This is a genomic window from Guyparkeria sp. WRN-7 (assembly GCF_001641825.1).
Lineage (GTDB): Bacteria > Pseudomonadota > Gammaproteobacteria > Halothiobacillales > Halothiobacillaceae > Guyparkeria.
In genome coordinates this window covers 445,778-463,919 of the sequence record NZ_LRFH01000014.1, presented here as the reverse complement: position 1 = coordinate 463,919, position 18,142 = coordinate 445,778, and the positions used below count along the sequence as shown (strand labels likewise).

The 18,142-nt window shown below is 67.4% G+C and carries 19 protein-coding genes; 9 read left to right on the top strand and 10 right to left on the bottom strand.

Going from position 1 to position 18,142, the window contains the following annotated elements; translation table 11 throughout:
* Positions 1-3 precede the first annotated feature (3 nt).
* Positions 4-555 carry a chalcone isomerase family protein gene (locus tag AWR35_RS06740; RefSeq protein WP_066185087.1) on the top strand — a complete coding sequence of 184 codons (552 nt, stop codon included), beginning with the start codon at positions 4-6 and terminating at the stop codon, positions 553-555.
* An 18-nt stretch (positions 556-573) separates the two neighbouring features.
* On the opposite strand, the gene AWR35_RS06735 is transcribed toward AWR35_RS06740, so the two are convergent.
* The 4 genes from AWR35_RS06735 to AWR35_RS06720 all read right to left on the bottom strand — a co-directional run bounded on the left by AWR35_RS06735 (position 574) and on the right by AWR35_RS06720 (position 4,734).
* Positions 574-1,758: a hypothetical protein gene (locus tag AWR35_RS06735; protein ID WP_058575164.1), complete on the bottom strand. Its 1,185-nt coding sequence runs from the start codon at positions 1,756-1,758 to the stop codon at positions 574-576.
* 245 nt (positions 1,759-2,003) lie between these two features.
* Positions 2,004-2,546, bottom strand: a complete 543-nt coding sequence (locus tag AWR35_RS06730) for a pseudouridine synthase (protein WP_058575163.1) — start codon at positions 2,544-2,546, stop codon at positions 2,004-2,006.
* Positions 2,546-3,463: a 5'-3' exonuclease H3TH domain-containing protein gene (locus AWR35_RS06725; protein WP_058575162.1), complete on the bottom strand. Its 918-nt coding sequence runs from the start codon at positions 3,461-3,463 to the stop codon at positions 2,546-2,548. Before AWR35_RS06725 ends, AWR35_RS06730 begins: the two co-directional genes overlap by 1 nt.
* Positions 3,460-4,734, bottom strand: a complete 1,275-nt coding sequence (locus AWR35_RS06720) for a malic enzyme-like NAD(P)-binding protein (protein ID WP_058575161.1) — start codon at positions 4,732-4,734, stop codon at positions 3,460-3,462. Before AWR35_RS06720 ends, AWR35_RS06725 begins: the two co-directional genes overlap by 4 nt.
* Positions 4,735-4,832: 98 nt before the next feature.
* Here AWR35_RS06720 and AWR35_RS06715 point away from each other — a divergent pair, with 98 nt between their 5' ends.
* Entirely contained in the window at positions 4,833-5,336 is a 504-nt protein-coding gene (locus AWR35_RS06715) for a DUF192 domain-containing protein (RefSeq protein ID WP_197408152.1), read from the top strand.
* A gap of 60 nt (positions 5,337-5,396) precedes the next feature.
* Here AWR35_RS06715 and AWR35_RS06710 read toward each other — a convergent pair whose 3' ends face one another.
* Positions 5,397-6,050 (bottom strand): OmpA family protein, encoded by a 654-nt coding sequence (locus AWR35_RS06710; RefSeq protein WP_058575160.1) that lies wholly within the window; start codon positions 6,048-6,050, stop codon positions 5,397-5,399.
* A gap of 202 nt (positions 6,051-6,252) precedes the next feature.
* On the bottom strand, positions 6,253-7,353 hold the full coding sequence (gene bioF, locus AWR35_RS10770) for an 8-amino-7-oxononanoate synthase (RefSeq protein ID WP_282096952.1): 1,101 nt from the start codon (positions 7,351-7,353) through the stop codon (positions 6,253-6,255).
* A gap of 129 nt (positions 7,354-7,482) precedes the next feature.
* Between bioF and AWR35_RS10765 the strand changes: the two genes are divergently transcribed.
* From AWR35_RS10765 to soxZ, 4 genes are all read left to right on the top strand, one after another.
* Entirely contained in the window at positions 7,483-9,495 is a 2,013-nt protein-coding gene (locus AWR35_RS10765) for a sensor histidine kinase (protein ID WP_156413949.1), read from the top strand.
* Positions 9,492-10,844, top strand: a complete 1,353-nt coding sequence (locus tag AWR35_RS06695; protein ID WP_058575158.1) for a sigma-54 dependent transcriptional regulator — start codon at positions 9,492-9,494, stop codon at positions 10,842-10,844. The genes AWR35_RS10765 and AWR35_RS06695 overlap by 4 nt, the downstream gene beginning before the upstream one ends.
* Before the next feature lie 182 nt (positions 10,845-11,026).
* A complete protein-coding gene (gene soxY, locus AWR35_RS06690) occupies positions 11,027-11,497 on the top strand; it encodes a thiosulfate oxidation carrier protein SoxY (RefSeq protein ID WP_058575157.1) in 471 nt (156 codons plus the stop codon).
* Positions 11,498-11,558: 61 nt separating this feature from the next.
* The gene (soxZ, locus tag AWR35_RS06685; RefSeq protein WP_058575156.1) at positions 11,559-11,864 is read left to right on the top strand and encodes a thiosulfate oxidation carrier complex protein SoxZ; all 306 of its coding nucleotides are present in this window, start codon (positions 11,559-11,561) and stop codon (positions 11,862-11,864) included.
* A 96-nt stretch (positions 11,865-11,960) separates the two neighbouring features.
* Here soxZ and dtd read toward each other — a convergent pair whose 3' ends face one another.
* Together dtd and pip are read right to left on the bottom strand one after the other, a co-directional pair.
* Positions 11,961-12,410 carry a D-aminoacyl-tRNA deacylase gene (gene dtd, locus AWR35_RS06680; protein WP_058575155.1) on the bottom strand — a complete coding sequence of 150 codons (450 nt, stop codon included), beginning with the start codon at positions 12,408-12,410 and terminating at the stop codon, positions 11,961-11,963.
* Positions 12,407-13,375: a prolyl aminopeptidase gene (gene pip, locus AWR35_RS06675; RefSeq protein WP_058575154.1), complete on the bottom strand. Its 969-nt coding sequence runs from the start codon at positions 13,373-13,375 to the stop codon at positions 12,407-12,409. The genes dtd and pip overlap by 4 nt, the downstream gene beginning before the upstream one ends.
* A gap of 233 nt (positions 13,376-13,608) precedes the next feature.
* Here pip and AWR35_RS06670 point away from each other — a divergent pair, with 233 nt between their 5' ends.
* The 3 genes from AWR35_RS06670 to AWR35_RS06660 all read left to right on the top strand — a co-directional run bounded on the left by AWR35_RS06670 (position 13,609) and on the right by AWR35_RS06660 (position 15,709).
* Complete coding sequence (locus AWR35_RS06670; RefSeq protein WP_058575153.1) at positions 13,609-13,866, top strand: hypothetical protein; 258 nt, start codon at positions 13,609-13,611, stop codon at positions 13,864-13,866.
* A 77-nt stretch (positions 13,867-13,943) separates the two neighbouring features.
* Positions 13,944-14,780, top strand: a complete 837-nt coding sequence (locus tag AWR35_RS06665) for an ATP-binding protein (RefSeq protein WP_058575152.1) — start codon at positions 13,944-13,946, stop codon at positions 14,778-14,780.
* A complete protein-coding gene (locus AWR35_RS06660) occupies positions 14,777-15,709 on the top strand; it encodes a hypothetical protein (RefSeq protein ID WP_058575151.1) in 933 nt (310 codons plus the stop codon). Before AWR35_RS06665 ends, AWR35_RS06660 begins: the two co-directional genes overlap by 4 nt.
* Positions 15,710-15,721: 12 nt before the next feature.
* Here AWR35_RS06660 and AWR35_RS06655 read toward each other — a convergent pair whose 3' ends face one another.
* Positions 15,722-16,684: a hypothetical protein gene (locus tag AWR35_RS06655; protein ID WP_058575150.1), complete on the bottom strand. Its 963-nt coding sequence runs from the start codon at positions 16,682-16,684 to the stop codon at positions 15,722-15,724.
* Positions 16,681-18,132 carry a potassium transporter TrkG gene (locus AWR35_RS06650; protein WP_058575149.1) on the bottom strand — a complete coding sequence of 484 codons (1,452 nt, stop codon included), beginning with the start codon at positions 18,130-18,132 and terminating at the stop codon, positions 16,681-16,683. The genes AWR35_RS06655 and AWR35_RS06650 overlap by 4 nt, the downstream gene beginning before the upstream one ends.
* Positions 18,133-18,142: the final 10 nt, after the last annotated feature.

The following is an 18,142-nucleotide window of genomic DNA, read 5'->3' as shown; positions in this document are numbered from 1 at the left end:
GCCATGAAAAGCCGACTCCGGGCTGCTATCGCGGTGATAGGCCTTGCAACCGCGCCAGTGGCGGTGGCGAATTTCACCGAACGGCTAACCGTCGGCGACTCGTCGCTTGCCCTGCAGGGCGAAGGCACGGCCAGCTACCTGATCTGGGACGTCTACGATGCGGCCCTGTATGCGCCGACTGGGGCGACGGCGGAGGCGATTCGCGCGGCCGAGGTGCCGATGAGTCTGGTTCTGGAATACCACCGCGACGTCCGGGTGGCCGACATCCGCAAGGCGACCTGGAAGGCGCTCGACGAACAGTATCCGCCGGCAGAGCGCGAGGTGATCCGACCGAAGATCGATGCGATCCAGGCGGCGATGATCGACGTCAGCGACGGAGATCGCTATCGACTCGACTGGTCGCCGCGAAGCGGCCGGCTGACCCTGAGCCTCAATGGCGAGGCCCGCTTCGAAAGCGAGGATGCCGAGCTGGCGCGTACCTATTTCGGCATCTGGCTGGCCGAGCCGCCGCTGTCGGACTCGTTGCGCGCGGCGCTGCTGTCGCGAACCGAGTGAGGGCGCGAACCCGTCGGCTCAGACCGCGGCGGCCAGCGGCTCGATCATCTGGCGCGCGGGCAGGTAGTCCCACCAGGCGATCGCGGCACCGTCCGCGGCCATGGGGCGGATGTAGCGGGCGTGCTCGGCTTCCTTGCCGGCATTGTCGTAGTCCATGCCGTCCTTGCGGAACGAGGCGAGGATGCGCTGGCGAGAGATCTCTTCCTTGCCGTCGATCAGGCCCGGGTGGTTGCGCAGCACGAAATCCGGCTGGAAGAAGAAGTAGGTGTAGTCGAAACCGTAGGGATTGCGCGGGTGATCCTCGGGGTAGCAGACACCGAAGGCGGTGAGGAACATGGTCTCGCCGGCCCACTCGAACTTCCAGCCGGCCTTCTCGTCGACCCGCTCGAGGCAATCGGAGCCGGCCGGGTCGATGCGGTTCAGGCCATCGAGCAGCAGCGCCGTGGTCTCGGCCAGCTGCTCGATCGAACCACTGAACGCGGCCGGCAGACGCAGGGCCAGCCCCTTGAACTTCTCCTTGCGGGCCACCGTCATGAATCGGAACAGGTCCTCGCCGAACTGACGCACGTTCGCATCGAAGCCGCGCGCCTCGTCGTAGTCACGCGCGCCCCAGTACTTGCCCGACGGGGCGAAGATGCAACGGGTCTTCTCGACCGCGCCGACGAACTCGAGGTGCGTGGGCGAGTAGACCGGCACGTGGGCCGCACGACGCGGATAGCCGGCGCGCACGGCCGCGGCCACCTCGTCGCGCATCACCTGCGCGTGTACCTCGGCCATGTGGGCGGGGAACTGCGCGCCGACCACCGCGAACAAGGTGTTGGTCAGGCTCTGCACGCTTGCCAGCCCGTTGGCCGGCAGGGAGGCCGCCATGTCGGGCAGTTCGTCGTAGAAACGCAGCGTGGCGGCGAGATCGTTCAGACGCTCGGGCAGCATCGAGGCCGGGTAGAGCGCCCGGCCCTCCTCGGACTGGCAGGTCTTGAGCGCCTTGTCGGCCTGGACGTAGTAACGGTGGGCCGTCTCCAGCACCAGGAAGGAAAGCAGCGACAGATCGAGGTCGTCCGTCGCCCGCGGGGCATTCCAGTCGCGTGAAGCGAGGGTCTCGGCCAGCCGGACGGCCGCGGCGTCATCGAGCGTCACGCCCTGTTCCGCCGCCCAGCTGCCCACCAGCCGACGACCCAGCAAAAACTGCTTCATGATGTTCATGGCACGCCCCGTTCTCTTGCTCTCCCACCAACCGGCAAGTCACTGTTTTGTAACACCAAACCAGCACCTGCCGACACCCCGCCGCGCCGAGCGGAGCGCGCAATCTACCCGATAATCGGTTCCGGCGCAAAGCGAGGGGAAGAATCGGGGCGAATTCGCGGGGTAACCCATTGCGGAAAAACGGGTTTTACCCGAGAGAAGCGGTCGGGAAAAGCGCCGCTCACGCGACCCGGCCCGATGAGGCCTCAGCCGACCAGTTCACGCCATTCGCCGGGGGCGAGTCCATCGAGGCGATAGGGGCCGATGGCGACCCGGATCAGGCGCAGGGTGGGAAAGCCGACATGGGCGGTCATGCGCCGTACCTGGCGGTTACGCCCCTCGCGCAGGGTGAGCTGCACCCAGCTGGTGGGCACGCTCTTGCGATAGCGCACCGGCGGATTGCGCGGCCACAGCCAGTCCGGCTCGACCACCCGTTCGGCGCCGGCCGGCCGCGTGGCGCCGTCCTTGAGGGTGATGCCTGCCCGCAGGGCTGCCAGCGCCTGCTCGTCGATCTCGCCCTCGACCTGAGCAAGATAGGTCTTGGCAAGCTTGTGACGCGGGTCGGCGAGACGGTTCTGCAGGCGTCCGTCATCGGTCAGCAGGAGCAATCCCTCGCTGTCGCGATCAAGGCGACCGGCAGGATAAACGCCGGGGCAGTCGATCCAGTCGGCCAGCGTCGCCGCGGGGCTGTTGGGTTCCGGCGTGAACTGGCTCAGACAATCGAACGGCTTGTTGAAGGCGATCAGCATCAGGCCGTCTTTACCAATGGCGCATCCCAGGCCTCCCAGCGCTCGATCTGCGCCGGGTCGGCGCCAGCCTTGTCGAGCAGAGCGACCAGGGCGTCGCGGTCGATGCCCTGCCACGGCTGCGGCGTCTGCGCCAGCGGCAGGTCACAGACGATCTCGGTCAGCCGCCGCGACAGGCGCACCTGTTCCTCGTGTTCCTGCAGCAGACGCTGGGCGCGCGGTGCGCCACGGAACTTCATGCCATAGACCGCCGAGAGATTCTCGTAGATGCCGTCGATGCAGCCGTGCTTGCGCAGCAGGCGGGCGGCGGTGCGCGGACCGATGCCCGGCACGCCCGGAATGTTGTCGGCCACATCCCCGGTCAGCGCCAGCCAGTCGGCAATCTGCGCCGGGCGCACGCCGAAGCGCCGCTCGACGTCGCCGTAGGCCATCACCGAGCCGCGCATCGGGTTGTACCAGCGATCGTCCGGACCGAGCAGCTGGGCGAGGTCCTTGTCGCCGGTGACGATGGTCACCGCGCGTTCGCGATTGCGCAGCCGACCGACCAGCGTGCCGATCACGTCGTCTGCCTCGAAGCCGGCATGGTCGAGCGCACCGAAGCCGGCCGCCTCTGCCAGCTCGCGGCAGCGCGGGAACTGCTCGCGGAGGTCCTCGGGGGTGGGCGGACGGTGGCCCTTGTAGTCGGGGTAGATCGCCTGACGATGACCGCGACCGCAGGGCGCATCGAAGATGGCGGCGATGATCGGCGCCGGCTGGTTGGGCAGCCAGGTCGATTCGAGCAGGGCCAGCAGGTAGTCGGCGAACCCGAGCAGGGCATTGACCGGGCGACCGGCACTATCGGCGCGGCCCTTGTCGTAGACGTGCCATGCCCGCCAGATCTGGGCGTGGGCATCGATCAGCCAGGCGCGCGCCTGACTCATTCGGCCTCCGGCATGGGGTGCGGCCGGTAGGTCATGCGGGCAACGCCGTCGGACTCGGCGGCCCGGGCGACCGCTACCGGCAGGCGCTCGATCAGGCGCGGATCGAACGGCTTGGGCAGGATGTACTCGGGCCCGAACGTCATCTCGTCGAGCTCGTAGGCGGCCAGCACCGAGGCCGGCACGTCCTCGCGCGCCAGCGCGGCCAGGGCCTCGACGCAGGCGATCTTCATGTTGGGCGTGATGCTCCGCGCCCGGCAGTCGAGTGCGCCGCGGAAGATGAACGGGAAGGCCAGCACGTTGTTGACCTGGTTGGGGTAGTCGCTGCGCCCCGTCGCCATGATCAGGTCATCGCGCACCTTGTGGGCGACTTCCGGCAGGATTTCCGGGTCGGGGTTGGCCAGGGCGAACACCACCGGCTTGTCCGCCATGCTGGCGAGCATCTCCTCGCTCAGGAGGTTCGGCGCCGACAGGCCGACGAACGCATCCGCGCCGACCAGGGCATCGGCGAGCGTGCGCGCCTCGGTCTTGGCGGCGAAGCGACGATGGTGCTCGGGCAGATCGTCGAGCTCCTCGTGCAGCACGCCGACCCGGTCGACCACCAGCAGGTTCTCGCGCTTGAGGCCCATGTCGAGCAGCAGGTTGAGCGTCGCCGTGCCGGCCGCCCCGGCGCCGACCAGCACCAGCCGCGCCTCTTCGAGGCGCTTGCCCTGCAGGCGAAGCGCGTTGCTCAGGCCGGCGGCGATGATGATCGCCGTGCCGTGCTGATCGTCGTGGAAGACGGGGATGTCCATCGCCTTGCTCAGGGCGGACTCGATCTCGAAGCAGCGCGGCGCACTGATGTCCTCCAGGTTGATGCCGCCGAAGGAGGGCTCGAGCCGACGCACGGTGTCGATGAAGGCCTGCGGGTTCTCGGCCTCGACCTCAAGATCGACCACGTCGATATCGGCGAAGCGCTTGAACAGCACCCCCTTGCCTTCCATCACCGGCTTGGAGGCCAGCGGGCCGAGATCCCCCAGCCCCAGGATCGCCGAGCCGTCGGAGATCACCGCCACCAGGTTGCCGCGGGCGGTGTACTGCCAGGCGGCGTCCGCATCGGCGGCGATGGCGCGCACCGGCTCGGCCACGCCCGGCGAATAGGCGAGCGCCAGGTCGCGTGCGGTCTCGGTCGGCTTGGTGATCGCCGTGGCAATCTTCCCCGGCTGCGGGTGGGCGTGATAGTCGAGCGCCTCGGCGCGTCGCTTGTCGACGTCGGGACGGGAGGAATCGGTCATGGGCCGGGAGCCTGGAACGGGTGTGAATGGCGGGCGCTCATCTTATCAGCGCCCGTCGTGATCGTCAGGCCGAGAATGCGCCTTGGTATCCTTCACCGATGTCCATCACACCGCGCCACCCATCCCTCACTCGCGGCCTCGCCCTGCTGTCGGCCGCAATGCTGCTGACCGCCTGGTTCGGGTGGGCCTCGAGTGCGCGACCAGTCCCTCTCGCCGAACTCGACGGTCAGACTCGGGCCATGACCGTCGGCGGCGAGCGATTCGTGGTCGAGCTCGCCAGTACGCCGACCAGCCGCCAGCGCGGTCTGATGGGCCGCTCACGACTCGCCACCGGACACGGGATGCTGTTCCTCTACCCCAAGGAAGCCCCGCGCACCTTCTGGATGCGCAATGTCCACTTCGCTCTCGACATCCTCTACCTCGACGCGGACTGGCGCATCGTCGACCTGGTTGCCTCGGCCCCGCCTTGCCTGGTGCTGCCATGCAGCGAATACCCGTCGGCACGAGCGGCGCGCTACGTGCTCGAACTCCCCGCCGGCAGCAGCGATCGTTTAGGGCTTTCCCCGGGTCACCAACTCACCCCTCCGCCGGGGCTGCCGTAAATCCCGGGACACAAAAAAGCCCCGGGATTACCGGGGCCCTTTCTCGCGTGCGGATCGAACTTACTGCTGCTGCGGCAGGATCAGGATCTCGACCCGACGGTTCTGGGCACGCCCTTGCGGCGTGGAGTTGGTCGCGATCGGGCGGCTCTCGCCGTAGCCGATGGCCTGGACGCGCGACGGGCTTACCCCGCTCTGCGCCAGGTAGCTCGCGACACTCTGAGCGCGGTTGACCGACAGGTCCTGGTTGTAGCTCGCCGAACCAGTGGAGTCGGTGTGGCCCTCGACGCGCACCACGGTGTTCGGGTACTGCTGGATCGAAGCGGCGATGTCGTTCAGCGTGCGACGGAACTGCGGCTGAATCTCGGCGCTGTCGGTCTGGAACGTGATCGACTCGGGCGCCTGCAGACGGATGGTGTCACCCTGGCGCTGCACGTCCACGCCGGTGCCCTGCATTTCCTGGCGAAGCTGCCGCTCCTGCTTGTCCATCTGACGACCGATCAGGCCACCGACCGTGGCACCCACGGCCGCACCGATCAGGGTGCCGCCGGTGCGGTTGCCGTCAGGGGCAATCACGTTGCCGAGCAACGCCCCGGCACCGGCGCCGACGGTCGCACCGGTCGCGGTCTTGCGGTTCTCCCCGGTATAGGGGTTCTGGGCACAGCCGGCAGCCACCAGGGCACCGGCGAGCACGGCAATCAGACTCAACTGTTTCATTGTCATCACTCCTTGAGAAATTGGTCGGAAATCGACCCGGACCAGGCCTATCGACCCGGCCGGCCGCTCGGCACTGCCGAGCGTCGATTACCCGGTGTGACAAGGGCAGGCGCGCCAGGTTCGGTGCGAACGCATATCCGGCTCATGGCCGGCTCATCGCCCTCAGCTAACCGGGCGGGCGCCTTCCTGCCTCCTGTTGCTGTCAGTCGATGGTAGTGCATTCACGCAGGACTGACAGGAGCTGGCGCAAATCACTGTCCTCATGCGCCGCACTGAAGGTCACCCGCAACCGCGAGCTGCCGCGGGGCACGGTCGGCGGGCGGATCGCCGGGACCAGGAGACCCTGCTCCGCCAGCCGCTTCGCCATGACAACAGCCCGATGGGCCTCGCCGACCACCAGCGGCTGGATCGGCGTGGCCGAGGGCATCAGCTCGACCCCCTCCAGCGCGCCCGCCGCCTCGCGAAAGGCCGCGACCAGCGCCTGCAGACGCTCGCGCCGCCAGCCTTCCGAACGCACGATCGACAGGGCCGCCCGCGAGGCCTCGGCCACCGCCGGCGGCTGGGCGGTGGTGAACAGGTAGGTCCGCGCCCGTTGCAGCAGCACCTCGAGCGGCTCGGCCGCGCCGGCGACGAATGCCCCGGCCGTGCCGAAGGCCTTGCCCAACGTCCCGACCCGCAGCACACGCTCGCCGGGCACGAGGCCGGCAGCCGCGAAACTGCCGCGCCCCTCGTCGCCCAACGCGCCGAAGGCGTGCGCCTCGTCGACCACCAGCCAGGCATCGTGCCGCTCGGCCAGCGCGACCAGATCGGCCAGCGGCGCGGCGTCGCCGTCCATGGAGAACACGCCGTCGGTGAGGATCAGCCGCTCGCCCTTGGCCCGTGCCAGCCGGGCCTCGAGGTCGTCGAGATCGTTGTGCCGGTAGCGGGACAGGCGGGCGCCGGAAAGCTGCACCGCATCGACCAGCGAAGCATGGTTGAGTCGGTCGGCGATCACGGTATCGCCCCGCCCGACCAGCGCGCCGACCACACCGAGATTGGCCATGTAACCGGTGGAGAACAGCCTTGCCGCATCCACCTCGAGCCAGTCGGCCAGCTCGTCCTCCAGTTGCTGGTGCGGAGCGAAGTGGCCGTTGATCAGGTGGGCGGCGCCCGCACCGACCCCATAGCGACTCGCTGCCGAGCACATCGCCTCAGCCAGGCGCGGGTCGGCGGCCAGACCCAGGTAGTCGTTGCTGCAGAAGGTGAGCCGATCCTGGCCGTCGATACGCATTCGCGGGCCCTGCGGCGAGTCGGCAACCGTCAGGCGGCGGGCAAGGCCGGCGGCGTCGCGCTCGGCCAGCCACTGTGTCCAGTCGTGCTTTGTGATAGCGTCACCTCTAATCGATTTCTTACGCCCCGGCCCCGCCGGGAGCGCCTCGAGGCCCCGATTCTCATGCGTCTGCCGGTCAGCATCTTCCTGTGGACCTTCACCGCCACGGTGGTACCGCTGGTACTGCTCGTCTGGGGTGTGACCACCTACAGCGAGCAGCGGCTGCAGAAGGAGATCAGTCGCGAGGTCGACGAGAACATCGATTCGCTGATCGGCGAGATGAGCAACCGGATGCGCTACGAGCGCGAAGTGGTCGAGGGCATCGGCGAGTCGCAGGAAATCCAGACCATGCTCAACGCCCTGATGGCCTCGGCCATGGGCATTCGCCACCCCGAGCTCACCTCGATGCGCATCAACGCCAACCGGTTTCTCGCCGGCCTGCAGCGCACCGTCCCCGGGCTCGGCAGTATCCGCATTCTCGATGCGGCCGGCAATACGGTCATCAAGGTCACATTGGGCAGGGTCGCCTCACCGTCGTTCGAGAGCCTCGGCCAGGTCAACTACGTCGAGGAGGAATTCGACAACAAGCAGTTCCTCGACCGCCTCCAGGAGCTGCCGTCCGACCAGATCAGCTTCATGACCCTGCCGCTGGCATTCGGCGACACCCTGCAGGATCGTGAGCCGAGCACGCTGTACGCGGTGCGCCCGCTGCGCAATGTCGATGACCGCACCGCCGGCTACGTGGTGGTGAACACCTTCGGCGAGCAGCTCGACCAGATCCTGTCGTTCTCGCCACGCCCGCGCGACGGCAAGATGATGGTGATCGAGCACAACCCGGGACATCCGGCCCGGGACGGCCTGATGCTCTACAATGACCAGACCGATCTCAGCTTCATCAGCCCGTTCGAGAACGGCGACGAGCCACCGCAGCGCTACGCCCAGCACATCGATGGCGGCGAGTTCTGGGAGGATGCCGTCGCGGAGTCGAATGGCGCCTATCTGGATAGCGTCGGCGAGAGCCGTTACTACTACCAGGAATACCACCCCTACCCGAACAGCCTCGCTTCCTGGTTCGTGGCGGTGAAGCTGCCGGCAAACATCACCACCGCCCCGTTTCGCGACATCCGCCTGAGCCTGTTCGGCTTCGGGCTCCTGGCCCTGGTGATGAGCCTGGTGATCGCCGGCCTGGGCGCACGCTACTTCTCGCGTCCGATCATCAACCTCTCCGAGCGCCTCAAGCGTTTCGCCGACGGCGACCGCAACGAACCGATACCAGCCGATTCGCGCACCACCGAGGTACAGGAACTGCAGACCTCGTTCCGCTATCTCACCGAGCAGCTCGCCAACGAAGCCCGTCGCCGCGACCGCGCCGAGCGCAAGGCGCTCCAGCAGGCCAAGCTGGCCTCGATCGGCGAGATGGCCGCCGGCATCGGCCACGAGATCAACAACCCGCTCAACAACATCCTCACGCTCACCCGCCTGATCGAGCGGCAACTGCCGAGCGACGACAAGGGCCTGCGCACGGACATGGCCGACCTGCGTGCCGAGGCGCACCGCGCCAGCCGGATCGTGCGCGGCGTGATGAACTTCGCCCGCCAGCTGCCGCCCGAGCACCAGACCGTCCAACTGGCCGAGTGGCTACAGGAAGTCGTCGACCGCATGGAACCCGAGGCGATGGAAGCGGACGTCCATCTGGCGCTGCTGAGCGCCACCGCCCATTGCCAGGCCGAGTTCGACCCCGGCCAGATGGAGCAGGTGATTACCAACCTGGTACGCAATGCCATCCACGCAAGCCCGGTGGGCGGACATATACTGATACAGGCCGAATGCCTGGAGGAGGCCATTCGCCTCGAGATCCGCGACGAAGGTGAAGGCCTGCCGCCGGACGTGGTCGACCAGATCTTCGACCCGTTCTTCACCACCAAGGCCGTCGATCGTGGCACGGGCCTGGGACTGTCGATCAGTCTGGGCATCGTCCAGTATCACGGCGGCGACCTCAGTCTGGAAAATCGCCGTGACGCCGGCGAGCCGGATACCCGCGGCGTGCTCGCTCGCGTCGAGCTGCCGCGACACAAGGCCCGGCCGCGCGTCACCCACACCAATCACGATTCCGGTCACTCGATCACGCAGTCATGACGACACCACGCTCAAGCGACAACCCGCCCGCCATCGCCTTCGTCGACGACGACGAGCGCGCCTCGGACCTGTTCAGCCGCTATGCGCGCACCGAGGGGCTGACGGTGCACGGCTTTCAGTCGGTCGAGGCCGCCCAGCAGTGGCTGCAGGAAAATCCGGTCGACCTGGTGATCTCCGATCTGAAGATGCCGGGCATGAACGGCCTGGAGTTTCTCGAGTGGCTGCGCGAGCGCTGGCCGGATCTGCCGGCGATCCTGATCACCGGCTACTCGACCATCGACAATGCCATCCAGGCACTGCGGCTGGGGGCGAGCGACTTCGTCAAGAAGCCCTATGACCCGGAAGAGCTGATCGAACTGGTGCACCGACTGCTGGGCGACGAGGCACCCAGCCCGGCCGAGCCGCCGGACACCAGCGAGCGGGCAATGATGGGCCACTCGCCGGCGATCGAGGCGATCTACCGCATCATCGACAAGATCCACGACGTGCGCATCAACGTCATGATCGAAGGCGAATCCGGCTCCGGCAAGGAGCTCGCCGCCCGCGCGACCCATGAGCGCTCCGACTTCGCCCACACGCCCTATATCGTCATCGACTGCGGCGCGCTGACCGACACCCTGCTCGAGAACGAGCTCTTCGGTCACGAGAAAGGGGCGTTCACCGGCGCGACCAACAGTAAGCCCGGCCTGCTCGAGGTCGCCAGTGGCGGCACGGTCTTCCTCGACGAGATCGGCAACATCTCGGACGCGATGCAGGTGAAGCTGCTGCGCGTGGTGCAGGAACAGGAAATCACCCGCGTCGGCGGCGTCCAGACCCTCCCCATCGACGTGCGCTTCATCGTCGCGAGCAACCGCAACCTTGCCGAGATGGTGCGCGAAGGCACCTTCCGGCACGACCTGTACCACCGGCTCAACGTGGTGCGCCTGCAGATGCCGCCGCTGCGCGAGCGGCGCGACGACATCCCGGTGCTGGCCCAGCACTTCATCGACGAGTTCGCCCAGCGATTCCGTCGACCGGCCACGCGCCTGACCGAGCGCGCCGCCCAGGCAATACTCGAGTACCCCTGGCCGGGCAACGTGCGCGAACTCAAGAACGCCGTCGAACGGGCCGTAGCCCTCTCCGACGGCGAAGAGATCGACCTGCAGCTCGGCGGCGAGGACACCGCCGCCAACCAGCCGTCCGAAGGGTCGGCGATCGATGCCGACCACCCCACGCTGGAGGTGCTCGAGCGCCGTTACATCGAGAAGACGCTCGCCCACACGGACGGCAACCGGGAGAAGACGGCCGGCATACTCGGGATCAACAAGTCCACCCTGTGGCGCAAGCTGCAGAACTACGAGAAGAAGTGACCCGGCCCGGGGTGGCATCGAGGCTCGCCACTGCAATCCGCCAGCGCGAAATGTTGCAGATTGCAATCTGCAACCCGCCCAAAGAACCACAAGAACCCTTCTTTTTCAACGTGTTAGAAAGCTGGCACAGGGCATGCTAAAAGAGGGGCGTGGACAACCACACATTAACGAGGAGTTAAGATATGCAAACCAAGCGTCGCGTATTTCTGAAGGGCAGCCTCGCTGCCAGTGCTGCTGGTCTGGCTGTTGGTGCCGGCCTGCTTTCCCCGCGTGCGGTCCTGGCCTCCGAGTGGCCGACTGCCGCGTTCGATGCCACCAAGATGGACGCTGGCCTGAACGAGCTGTTCGGCACTGCTGACGCCGCCGAATCCGGCGACGTTTCCGTCAAGGCTCCGGACATCGCCGAGAACGGCGCCGTCGTTCCGGTCACCGTCGAGTCCTCCATCGCGGACGCCAACCAGGTCGCAATCTTCGTCTCGAAGAACCCGACCCCGCTGGTCGCTTCCTTCGACCTGTCTGGCGCCAACCCGTTCGTCTCCACCCGTATCCGTATGGGCGAGACCGACAACGTCACCGGCGTAGTCAACGCGGGCGGCAAGCTGTACAAGGCGTCCAAGGAAGTCAAGGTAACCATCGGTGGCTGCGGCGGCTAATCAAGCCTCTGATATACCGAAGTCATTGATTAAAAGACAGATAACCCAAGAGGTATAGATTATGTCTACTATCCGCATGCGCATCTCTCCGGCCGGCGACGTTCTGGACGTGAAGGCCCTGATCCGTCACCCGATGGAGTCTGGCAACCGCGAAGACAAGTCCACCGGCAAGAAGATCCCGGCGAACTACATCCAGAAGCTGATGGTCGCGGTCAACGGTGAGAACGTCATGGACGGCAACCTGTCGGAAGCCGTTTCCAAGAACCCGTACCTGAACATCAAGGTACCGGGCAAGAAGGGCGACGAAGTCACCATCTCCTGGAACTCCAACACTGGCGAGTCCGACGAGGCAACCCAGTCTGCCTAATCCAGGCTGAAGCCCGATGAAAAAAAGCCCGCCATCCGGCGGGCTTTTTTTGTGCCCGAAAGACGGGCCCGCAAGAACGTCGCGACGGCCTCCCTGCTAGGCCGGCCGCGCCTCCAGCCAGAAGGTCACCGGGCCGTCGTTGACCAGCTCGACCTGCATGTCCGCACCGAAGCGGCCGGTAGCCACCTCACCCGAATGCAGGGCACGAAGCTCGTGCACGAAGCGGTCGAACAGCCTCCGGGCGTCATCCGGATCGGCTGCCGGCGTAAAGCTCGGCCGGTTGCCGCGCTGGGTATCGGCGGCAAGCGTGAACTGCGGCACCGCGAGCACCCCGCCCGCCATATCACGCACCGATCGGTTCATCCGCCCCTGCTCGTCGGGAAAGATCCGGTAGTTGAGAACGCGCTCGGCCAGCCGCTTCGCCTGCGCCGGCCCGTCACCCTGCCCCACACCGACCAGGCAGACCAGCCCGGGGCCGATCTCGCCGACCACCTCGCCATCGACCCGCACCGCGCCACGCGTGGCGCGCTGGATCAGGGCGATCACGCCCCACCTCCGCCACGACCCTGCAACTGATCGGCGAACCGGTCGGTGGCACGCACCAGCGCATCGACGATCCCCGGCTCGCTGGCCGCGTGACCGGCATCGTCGATCACCTCCAGCTCGGCATGCGGCCAGCGGTCCTTCAGGGCGAAGGCCTGATCGATCGGGCAGACCATGTCATAACGCCCGTGAACGATATGCCCCGGGATACCCGCCAGCCGATCCACCCCGTCGAGCAGTGGCCGCTCGAGGAACGCATCGTGACTGAAATAGTGATTCTCGATACGGGCGATCGACAGGGCGTGGTGGGCGTTGGCGAAGTAGTCGACCACCTCGGGCTCCGGACGCAGCGTCGCGCAACGCCCCTCCCAGACCGACCAGGCGCGTGCGGCCTGCAGGCGGGCGATCTCGTCCTCGCCGTCCAGGCGACGACGGTAGGCGGCAACCAGGTCGTCGCGCTCGGCCTCCGGGATGGGCTCGAGGTAGTCCGCCCAGTAATCCGGGAACACGTGGCTCGCACCGTCCTGATAGAACCAGCGTATGTCCTGCTCGCGACAGAGAAAGACGCCACGCAGGATCAACCCGGTCACGCGCTCGGGGTGGGCCTGCGCATAGGCCAGCGCCAGGGTCGAGCCCCACGATCCGCCGAACACGAGCCAGCGCTCGATCTCGAGGGCCTCGCGAATCCGCTCGAGGTCATCGACCAGATGGGCGGTGGTATTGGCCTCAAGGCTCGCATGCGGGGTCGATCCGCCGGCGCCGCGCTGATCGGGCAGCACCACCCGGTAGCGATCCGGGTCGAAGAATCGCCGGTGCATCGGGGTGCAGCCAGCCCCGGGCCCGCCATGAAGGAACAGGGCGGGGATGCCGTCGAGCCGTCCGCATTCCTCGACATGAAGCACGTGACCATCGCCGACCGGGAAACTGTGATTGACCAGGGATTCGACTGGCGGATAGAGCGTGCGCATGGAAGTCGACCTCGTGAGCGGTTGGGGGATGTCCGATCGCCGTGGCAACGGCGCGGGGTCAGTGTAGCGCGTCTGGCCGCCGTTGCCCCGCCAGGCGGCAGTCGGTTCGGCCCGACGCCCGGTCCTGGTGCGCGACTCGTCCCGCCAGCCGTGACATGTCGCGACAGCATGCGCCTCGTGGCTCTGGTGCGCTTATTGCTTGGCAGGGCCTAAAGCGCAACGGAGGTATGTCCATGTCACAACGCGAAGAGATGCGATCCCTGATCGAACTGAAACGAGCACTGGAACGCGACATGGGCATCAGCATCGACATGGACCGCTTCGGGGTGAAGCAGCGCCTGCTGCGGCTGGCACAGGCCAGCGGCAGCCCGGAAGTCTCGGCGCTGGCCCGCCGCCTCGATGCTCCCGAGCCCGAGGAGCCCGCCCCGGCGCAAGGCGACGGTCGCCGCGTCCGCGGCTACTACCGGGGACGCCCCATCTACGACGAGTAGGACGAACCCCGGGGCGTGGGCAGCGCCGGGCGGACTGGTAAGATGGCCGCCCCTTAACCACCGAACGCGTTCGCCGCATGCACGCCATCGTCGAGAATCAACCCGTCACGGATGCCACCGCTCGCCATGCCGGCTGGATCACCCCCGGCCGCGGGCTGCAGAAACAGGTTGCCCGCGCGGTAATGCACTACCAGATGCTGCACCACGGCGACCGGGTCCTGCTGGGGCTTTCGGGCGGCAAGGACTCGCTCTCGCTGCTGCACATCCTGCGCCACATCCAGCGGCGCGCCCCTATCGAATTCGAACTCGCCGCGATCACCGTCGACCCGATGGTGCCGGGCTTCGATCCCGGGCCCATGAGCGACTATCTCGCCGAGCTGGGCGTACGTCACTACCGCGTCCGCGAGGACATCGTTGGCCTCGCCGAAGAGCACATGAGCGGCGACTCGTACTGCTCGTTCTGCTCGCGACTCAAGCGTGGCCTGATCTACCGGCTGGCGCGCGACAAGGGCTTCAACGTGCTGGCGCTCGCCCAGCACCTCGACGATCTCGCCGAAAGCTTCATGATGAGCGCCTTCCATGGCGGCAAGCTCAACACCATGAAGGCCCACTATCTCAATGACGCCGGCGACGTGCGCATCATCCGCCCGCTGGTCGACGTGCGCGAATCCGCCCTGGCCGACTTCGCCCGCCGCAACGACCTGCCGGTCATTCCCGACAACTGCCCGGCCTGCTTCGCCATGCCCACCCAGCGCGAGCACTTCAAGCAGTTGCTGGCCGGCGAGGAGCAGGGCAACGGGCAACTGTTCCATTCACTCAAGTCGGCCATCGCGCCGCTGGTCGCGGATGGCTCGGAGCGGGCGATCGAACACGCCCGGGCACACGCCCGGCCGCGGCCGGCGGAGCGCACATGAGCAAACCGCGCCGCGCCCGGCGCGACCGGTTGCGCGGACAACTGCGGCTGGGATTGGCTCGCTTCCTCCTGTGGAGCCTGGGCCGGCTGTCGCTCGGCGGTGCCCAGCGGCTGGGCCGCCTGGTGGGACGGGCCTTCTGGCTCGCCAACGGCAAGACACGGAAAACGGTCGAGGAGAACCTGGCGCGCTGCCTGCCGGAACTGGACGCCGCGGAACGGAAGAAGCTGGCCAGACGGACCCTGATCGAGACCGGCATGGGGCTGATCGAGACCGCCCCAGTCTGGAACTGGAGCCGTTCGCAGGTCGGTTCGGCCGTGAAGGACATGCCGGGCTTCGAGGCGATCGAGGCGGCGATCGAGACCGGGCGCGGGGCCATCCTGCTCGCCCCGCACATCGGCAACTGGGAACTCGGCGGGCTGGCCACGGCCGCGCGCACCCCGACCACCGTCATGTACCGCCCGCCCCGCGAACCCGCACTCGAAGCGCTGCTCATCGAGGTGCGCTCGCGTTGCGGCGCCGACATGGCCCCGGCCAATCTGCGCGGCGTCCGCCAGGCACTGCGGGCACTCAAGCGCGGCGAGCTGGTCGCGATCCTTCCCGACCAGGCACCGCGGCACGGCGAAGGCGTGCTCGCCCCCTTCTTCGGCCATCCGGCGCTGACCATGACGCTGATCCGCACGCTCTCGCGACGCACCGGCGCACCGGCGTTCACCGGCTGGGCCGAACGCCTGCCCGATGCGGCGGGCTTTCGCATCCACTACTCACCGGTCACCGAACCGATCGACGCCGAGGATCCGGAAACGGCGGCCGCGGCGCTCAATCGCGAGGTCGAGCGGGTCGTGCGAGAAAAACCGGCACAGTACCAGTGGACCTATCGCCGCTTTCGCCGGCGCGCCAGTGGCCGGGCTCGGCGCACGGACTCCACCTAGCCGCCGGCCGCCTCACTCCCCGGACTCGCCCTCTCCGCGACGAGCATAACGATCCGCCTCGCCCGGCGGCGTGGTCTTGAAGTACTTCAGCGACCACATCAGCTGGACCGGATCCTCGCGGACCATGGTCTCGATCACGCGGTTGATGGCCGTCGCCGCCTCGCGGTCGGCCGTGGCGGGGAGCGTGACCGGCTCGAACAAGCGCAACCGGTAACGCCCGGTGCGCTCGTCGAGCTGACCGATCACGGGGTAGACCGGACGCCGCGTCGCCTTGGCGATCTTGCCCGCCAGCGGCAACGTCGCCTTCTCCACACCGAAGAACGGCGCGAACACCCCGTGGGTCGCGCCGAGATCCTCGTCGGCGATATAGAAGAAGCTCTTGCCCTCGCGCAGGGCCCGCATGTGCGGTTTCATGCCCCGGTCGCGCGGCTGGATCAGGGTGCCGTGGCGGCTGCGCATCCCGGCGAACCACCAGTCGAGCACCGGGTTCTTGGCGAACGGCTTGTAGATGGTCGATCCGGGGACGGTTTCGGCGAGCATCGCCGCCGCCCACTCCAGGCCGACGCTGTGGACGGTGAGGATCACGCCCGGCTCGGCCCACAGTCGCTCGAGCAGCGCCTGGTCGACGATCTCCGCCTCATCGGTCAGCTCGCCGCGACGGGCGCGATGCAGCCGACCGAGGTCGAGCAGTGCGAGGATGTGCAGCACCAGATGGCGATCGAGCCAGCGCGCCCGCGTCGCCTCGCTCTCCTCCGGGAAGCACAGGGCGAGATTGGTCGCCATGATGCCGACCCGGCGCGGATTGACGCGCCGGTAGACACGCGCCAGCCCGCGGGCCAGCTGCCGGCGCAGGCGATGACCGGCGAACGACAGCAGCCACAACAGCGCCAGCCCCAGCCAGGTCGGCCAGTGCTGCGGCGCAAGGAAGGCCCAGCGAAAACGCCGGGAGACCGCGGTCGTCGACAGGTCAGTCATCGGCGCCAGAACATCGGCAGGAGGATGGCCAGCACCGTGAAGATCTCCAGGCGCCCGAGGATCATCGCCAGCATGGCGATCCAGAGCACGGTGGTCGACTCGCCGGCGAAGTTGCTGGCCACCGAGCCGATGCCCGGGCCGAGGTTGGTCAGCGTCGCCAGCACCGCGCCGAGCGCCGAGGTCAGGTCCATGCCGGTGAACAGCATGGCGAAGAAGAACACCACGAAGGTGAACATCCAGGCGGCGAAGAAGGCCCAGACCGCGGCGATCACGCCCGGATCCAGCGGCCGGCCACCCAGCCGGATGACGAAGGCGGCATGCGGATGGACCAGGCGACGCACCTCGTTGAGCCCCTGACGCCCGAGCAGCATCACCCGCACCGACTTCATCCCGCCGGTGGTCGAACCGGCACAGCCACCGATGATCGCGGTGAACACCAGGAGCATCATCAGGAACGCGCCCCACTGGGTGTGATCCGCGGCGGTATAGCCCGTGGTGGTGGCAAACGAGACCAGGTTGAAGATCACGTGGCGCAGGTCGGCCAGCCAGCTGCCCTCGGGCAGGTGGACCAGGAAGAAGCCGACCGCCAGCACGGCCACGGCCGCCATCCAGAGAAAGTAGAACCGCACCTCGGCGCTATTGAAATAGCCCTGCAGGGTGCCGCGGCGCAGCGCGATGAAGTGCAGCGCCATCGGGGTCGCGCCGAGGATCATGAACACCATGGCGGTCACTTCCATGGTGGGGTTGTCGAAATAGCCGAAACTGGCGTCGTGGGTCGAGAACCCGCCGGTGGCCACCGTGGTGAAGGCGTGGCTGACCGCATCGAACCAGCTCATGCCCTCTATCTTGTAGATCAGCGCGCACAGCACCGTGATCCCGGTATAGACCAGCCACAGCGCCTTGGCCGTCTCGGAGATGCGCCCCGACAGGCGCGAGTCCTTGATCGGCCCGGTCATCTCGCTCTTGTAGAGCTGCATGCCGCCGACACCCAGCAGCGGCAGGAAGGCGACCACCAGCACGATGATCCCCAGGCCGCCCAGCCACTGCAGCTGCTGGCGGTAGAACAGAAGCGAGCGCGGCAGCTCGTCCAGCCCCGTGATCACGGTCGCCCCGGTGGTGGTGATGCCGGAGACCGACTCGAACATCGCCTGCGAGAAGCTCAGGCCGAGCTCGGGCTGCAGGTAGATCGGCGTCGCCCCGATCAGCCCCAGGACCACCCAGAACGACACCACGATCAGCAGCCCGTCACGCAGCTTCATCTCGCGCCGGTACTGGCGCGTCAGCCCCCAGAACACCCCGCCGATCGAGACGCTGATGACGAAGCTCAGCACGAACGGGGTCAGATCGGCATCGCCCATCAGCCAGCCGACGAACCACGGCGGCACGAAGGCCAGGCCGAACACCATCAGGAGAATGCCGAGAATGCGGATGACGATCAGTAGTTGCATCGGAGTCCTG

Bases quoted from the DNA above. Each gene is read 5' to 3' on its own strand.
- AWR35_RS06740 (WP_066185087.1), top strand. From the start codon at position 4: ATGAAAAGCCGACTCCGGGCTGCTATCGCGGTGATAGGCCTTGCAACC.
- AWR35_RS06735 (WP_058575164.1), bottom strand. From the start codon at position 1,758: ATGAACATCATGAAGCAGTTTTTGCTGGGTCGTCGGCTGGTGGGCAGC.
- AWR35_RS06730 (WP_058575163.1), bottom strand. From the start codon at position 2,546: ATGCTGATCGCCTTCAACAAGCCGTTCGATTGTCTGAGCCAGTTCACG.
- AWR35_RS06725 (WP_058575162.1), bottom strand. From the start codon at position 3,463: ATGAGTCAGGCGCGCGCCTGGCTGATCGATGCCCACGCCCAGATCTGG.
- AWR35_RS06720 (WP_058575161.1), bottom strand. From the start codon at position 4,734: ATGACCGATTCCTCCCGTCCCGACGTCGACAAGCGACGCGCCGAGGCG.
- AWR35_RS06715 (WP_197408152.1), top strand. From the start codon at position 4,833: ATGTCCATCACACCGCGCCACCCATCCCTCACTCGCGGCCTCGCCCTG.
- AWR35_RS06710 (WP_058575160.1), bottom strand. From the start codon at position 6,050: ATGAAACAGTTGAGTCTGATTGCCGTGCTCGCCGGTGCCCTGGTGGCT.
- AWR35_RS10765 (WP_156413949.1), top strand. From the start codon at position 7,483: ATGCGTCTGCCGGTCAGCATCTTCCTGTGGACCTTCACCGCCACGGTG.
- AWR35_RS06695 (WP_058575158.1), top strand. From the start codon at position 9,492: ATGACGACACCACGCTCAAGCGACAACCCGCCCGCCATCGCCTTCGTC.
- soxY (WP_058575157.1), top strand. From the start codon at position 11,027: ATGCAAACCAAGCGTCGCGTATTTCTGAAGGGCAGCCTCGCTGCCAGT.
- soxZ (WP_058575156.1), top strand. From the start codon at position 11,559: ATGTCTACTATCCGCATGCGCATCTCTCCGGCCGGCGACGTTCTGGAC.
- pip (WP_058575154.1), bottom strand. From the start codon at position 13,375: ATGCGCACGCTCTATCCGCCAGTCGAATCCCTGGTCAATCACAGTTTC.
- AWR35_RS06670 (WP_058575153.1), top strand. From the start codon at position 13,609: ATGTCACAACGCGAAGAGATGCGATCCCTGATCGAACTGAAACGAGCA.
- AWR35_RS06665 (WP_058575152.1), top strand. From the start codon at position 13,944: ATGCACGCCATCGTCGAGAATCAACCCGTCACGGATGCCACCGCTCGC.
- AWR35_RS06660 (WP_058575151.1), top strand. From the start codon at position 14,777: ATGAGCAAACCGCGCCGCGCCCGGCGCGACCGGTTGCGCGGACAACTG.
- AWR35_RS06655 (WP_058575150.1), bottom strand. From the start codon at position 16,684: ATGACTGACCTGTCGACGACCGCGGTCTCCCGGCGTTTTCGCTGGGCC.
- AWR35_RS06650 (WP_058575149.1), bottom strand. From the start codon at position 18,132: ATGCAACTACTGATCGTCATCCGCATTCTCGGCATTCTCCTGATGGTG.